The sequence below is a fragment of the Microcystis sp. M53603_WE2 genome (assembly GCF_030065435.1).
Window position 1 is genome coordinate 1 of sequence record NZ_JASJFF010001046.1, and the last position, 5,249, is coordinate 5,249.

The 5,249-nt window shown below is 46.6% G+C and carries 6 protein-coding genes and 1 CRISPR repeat array; all 6 genes read left to right on the top strand.

Annotation, left to right across the window (positions count from 1 at the left end; all coding sequences use genetic code 11):
• Window positions 1–252: Uma2 family endonuclease (locus tag PX481_RS22025; RefSeq protein WP_288095985.1), on the top strand; the 252-nt coding region annotated here is incomplete at its 5' end.
• Between the two features lie 256 nt (window positions 253–508).
• Window positions 509–1,075: a Uma2 family endonuclease gene (locus PX481_RS22030; RefSeq protein WP_002762267.1), complete on the top strand. Its 567-nt coding sequence runs from the start codon at window positions 509–511 to the stop codon at window positions 1,073–1,075.
• On the top strand, window positions 1,075–1,908 hold the full coding sequence (gene cas6, locus PX481_RS22035; protein ID WP_002762268.1) for a CRISPR-associated endoribonuclease Cas6: 834 nt from the start codon (window positions 1,075–1,077) through the stop codon (window positions 1,906–1,908). The genes PX481_RS22030 and cas6 overlap by 1 nt, the downstream gene beginning before the upstream one ends.
• 2 nt (window positions 1,909–1,910) lie before the next feature.
• Window positions 1,911–2,504, top strand: a complete 594-nt coding sequence (cas4, locus tag PX481_RS22040; protein WP_002762270.1) for a CRISPR-associated protein Cas4 — start codon at window positions 1,911–1,913, stop codon at window positions 2,502–2,504.
• Between the two features lie 5 nt (window positions 2,505–2,509).
• Window positions 2,510–3,514 carry a type I-D CRISPR-associated endonuclease Cas1d gene (gene cas1d, locus PX481_RS22045; protein WP_002762272.1) on the top strand — a complete coding sequence of 335 codons (1,005 nt, stop codon included), beginning with the start codon at window positions 2,510–2,512 and terminating at the stop codon, window positions 3,512–3,514.
• A 12-nt stretch (window positions 3,515–3,526) separates the two neighbouring features.
• Complete coding sequence (cas2, locus tag PX481_RS22050) at window positions 3,527–3,799, top strand: CRISPR-associated endonuclease Cas2 (protein ID WP_002742874.1); 273 nt, start codon at window positions 3,527–3,529, stop codon at window positions 3,797–3,799.
• 233 nt (window positions 3,800–4,032) lie between these two features.
• A CRISPR array of direct repeats spans window positions 4,033–5,240; the repeat unit is 37 nt; unit sequence GTTCCAATTAATCTTAAACCCTATTAGGGATTGAAAC.
• Window positions 5,241–5,249: the final 9 nt, after the last annotated feature.

Here is a 5,249-nt window from a genome sequence, read left to right on the forward strand (position 1 = left end):
CCCCCGGAATTAGTCATCGAAATTATCTCTCCGGAACAATCTTTCAGCAGCCTGAGCGAAAAAGCCGTGGACTACCTAAAAGCGGGAGTCAGTCGCGTCTGGATCGTCGATCCCCGGGCCAAGCAGATCACGATTTTCTATCCCGACGCACCCCCGGCGATTAAAAAAGGCGATGACGAGATTAGCGATATTCTCCTCCCCGATTTAACCCTAACTCCCAGACAAATTTTTGCCAAGGCCCGATTAAGTTAAGTAGGTAGGCGTTAAAAATCATCAGATGCCCCCCTTATTAAGGGGGATCCCCCCGCCTATCGGCACCCCCCTTATCAAGGGGGGCAGGGGGGATCGACACCCCCCTTATCAAGGGGGGCAGGGGGGATCGAAGCTAAAGTCCATTTTTAATTTAATTATAACCAGCTACTTAATGCCCTACAGTCTCGTTATAAGCGATCGCCCCGATCTGAAAATTCCCGCTCGATTGTCCTATCGCTTCGGTTGAAAATTGACCATGACTCTTATATCTTCTAAATCCCTCACTTTACCAGAATTTCTCTCGCTAACCGATCCCGATGGCGATATTACCTATGAATTAGTCGATGGAGAAGCGATCGCAAAAATGTCACCGAAATTCTTTCATTCTCGTTTAACTGGTGCTTTATTTCTCGTACTCGATCGCTGGAATCAAGGACGGGGAGAAGTGGGAATCGAATGGGCAATCATTCTCAGCAAAAACGATCGAGATTGGTGTCCCGTTCCCGATCTTCTCTACATTTCCCCGGAAAGGTTAGGAGATATTCCCCTCACCGATGAAGCTTGTCCCGTTCCCCCGGAATTAGTCATCGAAATTATCTCTCCGGAACAATCCTTCAGCAGCCTGAGCGAAAAAGCCGTGGACTACCTAAAAGCGGGAGTCAGTCGCGTCTGGATCGTCGATCCCCGGGCCAAGCAGATCACAATTTTCTATCCCGACGCACCCCCGGCGATTAAAAAAGGCGATGACGAAATTAGCGATATTCTCCTTCCCGATTTAACCCTAACCCCCAGACAAATTTTTGCCAAGGCCCGATTAAGTTAATGCCCTACAGTCTCGTTCTCAATCTCACACCCCGATCGCCGATCTATCCGAATTTTCTCACCGGACGACACCTTCACGCGCTATTCCTTACCCTTGTCAGTAGTGTTGATCAGGAATTAGGGAACATTCTACACGCAGCCGAGGCAGATAAAGCCTTCACCTTATCGCCACTACAGATGCAATCCGGGGGAAAAACGATAAATTCCCCGCAGTGGCGACACGAACGGGAGATCGCCCCCGAAACTCCCTGCTGGTGGCGGATTTCTCTGCTCGATGACCGATTATTTGGTAAATTAACTTCGCTCTGGTTGAATCTCAATCCAAAACAACCCTGGCATCTCGGTTCCGCCGATCTCGTCATCACTAGCGTCCTCGCCACCCCGCAATCGGTTCAACCCTGGGCGAACTCTTGTACTTATCAAGACCTGTATGAAAACGCCTCGGAAACGAATCGGGAATTTAATTTCCTTTTCGCTACCCCCGTCACCTTCCGGCAGGGAAAATTCGATAGTGCCTTACCGACGCGGGAACTGGTGTTTAATAGCCTTCTCGGTCGTTGGAATCGCTATAGCGGTATCCCCTTCGATTCTATTGCCCTAGAGTCGATTTTCCCCAGTTTCTTCGATATTCAAACGAAATTAGCCGACGAAGCCTATAAAAACCATTCGATCGGTTGTGTGGGTGAGATTCACTATCGTCTTTTGGGAGAGGTGGAACCCGCAAAGATTAAAGCGATTAATGTACTGGCGGATTTTGCCCTCTATGCGGGAGTGGGACGGAAAACCACCATGGGAATGGGGATGACTCGCAGAATTGCTAAGGAGAAAAGATAGCCATGGATGAATCTGATTACATACCGATCGCCGCTCTCAACCATTACGCCTACTGTCCCCACCGTTGTTGGAGAATGTTCGTCGCCGGGGAATTTCTCGATAATAGCTACACGATCGAGGGAACAAATTTACACGAGCGAGTTCACACCGTCGGGGCGGCAACCCGCGAGGAAATATGGCAAATTCGGGCGATCTGGCTTAAATCAGATAATTACCGTCTCATCGGTAAAGCCGATCTGATCGAGTCCCAGGATGGCGAATTTATCCCCGTGGAATACAAACGGGGCAGTAAAGGCGAATGGGATAACGACGAGTTGCAGGTGTGCGCTCAAGCTCTGTGTTTGGAAGAAATGACTGGAAAAAGGCTAGATACCGGCTATATCTACTATGCCAGTTCTCACCAGCGTCAACCGGTGGCGATCGATCTTGCTCTACGGCAACGGGCGATCGCTACGATCCGAGCAGTTGAAACCCTGATCCAGACGGGAAAAATGCCCCCGGCGGTCTATTCTCCCCGCTGCAAGGGATGCAGTTTGTTCGATCGCTGCTTGCCCCGATTAACCGAAAAAGTCCAACGATATCGAGAGGAAGACTAAAAAATATGGGAACGGTATATGTGACAAGAGAAGACGCATTTCTCGGCAAAAATGACGAGCGTTTAACGGTCAAAGCATCCAAGGAAACGATCCTCGATGTACCTCTATTGAACGTGGAAGGAGTGGTGATTTTCGGACGGGGTTCAGTTTCTCCCGCATTGGTGATCGAATTGTTGGAACGTCATATTCCGCTCAGTTTCGTCACATCCACCGGACGCTATCTCGGTAGATTGGAACCGGAGATGACCAAAAATATTTTCGTTCGTCGAGCGCAATGGCAGGCCGCCGGCGATTCTCCGAAAGCCATTCAATTAGTGCGGGGATTCGTCCGCGGCAAGCTGAAGAATTACCGCAACATTCTACTCCGTCGTCAACGAGATCGAAAAGAGTTGGATTTACAAACGGCGATCGCTTGTTTGGAAGCAGCGATCGGCTCGATCGCAACAACCTCGGCGATCGATTCTCTCCGGGGTTTAGAAGGAGCCGGAAGCGCAGCCTATTTCAGTTGTTTTGATTCCTTAATTCTCGGCGATACTTTTACCTTTACCTCGCGTAACCGTCGCCCCCCGCGAGATCCGGTCAATTCTCTTTTGAGTCTGGGTTATGCGTTATTGCGCCATGACGTGCAGAGTGCGATCAATTTGGTCGGTTTTGACCCCTATCTCGGTTATCTTCACTATCAACGCTACGGTCGCCCCTCGCTGGCACTAGATCTGATGGAAGAATTTAGAGCGATCGTCGTTGATGCCGTGGTTCTCAATGGGGTCAATCATCCTTATCTTACCCCCGAACATTTCACCACCGAACCCTTAAGCGGTGCGGTTTCCTTGACGAGAGAGGGATTACAGATTTTCCTGCGCTTGTACGAACAGAAGAAACAATCCAAGTTTAAGCATCCGGTAATGGGTAAACAGTGTACTTATCAAGAAGCTTTCGAGATTCAGGCCCGACTAATGGCGAAATATCTCATGGACGAGACGGATAAGTATCCACCTTTGATTTTAAAGTAGATAGAGGCGATCATGTATTTTGTTGTCAGTTACGATATTTCCGACGATAAGCGACGAACCAAAATTCACAATACGTTAAAGTCCTACGGCCAACGGGTGCAGTATAGTGTTTTTGAGTGCGATCTAACCGATACCCAGTACGCTAAGCTGCGCGGGCGCTTGAGTAAGTTGATCAAACCCGATACCGATAGCATCCGCTTTTATTTTCTCTGCGCCTGTTGTCGGGGTAAAGTGGAACGCATCGGTGGTGAGTTACCCCGGGATAATACAATTTTTTTTGTTTAGCTCGGTTGCGCTTCCGGGTAGCTGTAAAAATCCTTAACTATTATCTGGTGGCTGAAAAGCTTATGGAATATAGATTCGAGATGATTTTCCTTTCCAACGCGGGGCGCACCTTATCCCGTAAGGTTTTGCGGGTTCTTGAAGAAGTGGGTCACTTGCTGTACAATGGGTTTATTGCGGGTGCGGCGCAACGGAACCTTGAAAATCCCATAGCGTACGGCTTTTACCACTGGGCGGTTCCAATTAATCTTAAACCCTATTAGGGATTGAAACCGGCAGATTCCGAATTTCTAGTTGTTACACCAGTTCCAATTAATCTTAAACCCTATTAGGGATTGAAACTCTGTATTTCCAAATTTCCAGTTAACTTAATCCCGTTCCAATTAATCTTAAACCCTATTAGGGATTGAAACGGAGACATATTGGCTTCGGCAGCCGCTTCTACCAGTTCCAATTAATCTTAAACCCTATTAGGGATTGAAACGAGGCTTTATTTGGATCGACTGTGATCAAGCGGCAAGTTCCAATTAATCTTAAACCCTATTAGGGATTGAAACCGTTTAACCGCCAACTCCACCGGATCACCCTCAAGTTCCAATTAATCTTAAACCCTATTAGGGATTGAAACCGGCTGTGGCTTGCCGATGGAAAAACTGATGCTCTCAAGTTCCAATTAATCTTAAACCCTATTAGGGATTGAAACAAGCAGAATACCTTGATGAAGAAGGGGAGAATTTAGGGTTCCAATTAATCTTAAACCCTATTAGGGATTGAAACTTTCCAGTAGAAACCCCGCCTAAGTCTGCACAATAGTTCCAATTAATCTTAAACCCTATTAGGGATTGAAACTTTTGCGAAAAGGGCGCTCTAAAAGGAGAAAAAGTTCCAATTAATCTTAAACCCTATTAGGGATTGAAACTAATGTAAGAGGTTTTACAGTAGCTGGGGAGTTTATTGTTCCAATTAATCTTAAACCCTATTAGGGATTGAAACCGTAGGTAAGGATTAATGCCCATCGGACATATAATTGTTCCAATTAATCTTAAACCCTATTAGGGATTGAAACAACTTGCAGCTATTTTTAAAGATTTGCTTGACTAGTTCCAATTAATCTTAAACCCTATTAGGGATTGAAACCCGCGATCGTATCGGGATCATCGTGGTGCAAACCGTCTCGGGTTCCAATTAATCTTAAACCCTATTAGGGATTGAAACCACAGCCCTTTCCCCCTCAGATACCTCCTAGGTGATTTTCAAGTTCCAATTAATCTTAAACCCTATTAGGGATTGAAACAAAAAGGGGGAATAGCTATGGCTTGTTAATGCTTGTTCCAGTTCCAATTAATCTTAAACCCTATTAGGGATTGAAACTTTTCCCCAGCAATCACCGGGGGGAATATAATGATAGTTCCAATTAATCTTAAACCCTATTAGGGATTGAAACAGGAAAAAG

What these genes read in the sequence shown, in the direction of transcription:
- PX481_RS22030 (WP_002762267.1), top strand. Translation starts at nt 509, where the DNA reads ATGACTCTTATATCTTCTAAATCCCTCACTTTACCAGAATTTCTCTCG.
- cas6 (WP_002762268.1), top strand. Translation starts at nt 1,075, where the DNA reads ATGCCCTACAGTCTCGTTCTCAATCTCACACCCCGATCGCCGATCTAT.
- cas4 (WP_002762270.1), top strand. Translation starts at nt 1,911, where the DNA reads ATGGATGAATCTGATTACATACCGATCGCCGCTCTCAACCATTACGCC.
- cas1d (WP_002762272.1), top strand. Translation starts at nt 2,510, where the DNA reads ATGGGAACGGTATATGTGACAAGAGAAGACGCATTTCTCGGCAAAAAT.
- cas2 (WP_002742874.1), top strand. Translation starts at nt 3,527, where the DNA reads ATGTATTTTGTTGTCAGTTACGATATTTCCGACGATAAGCGACGAACC.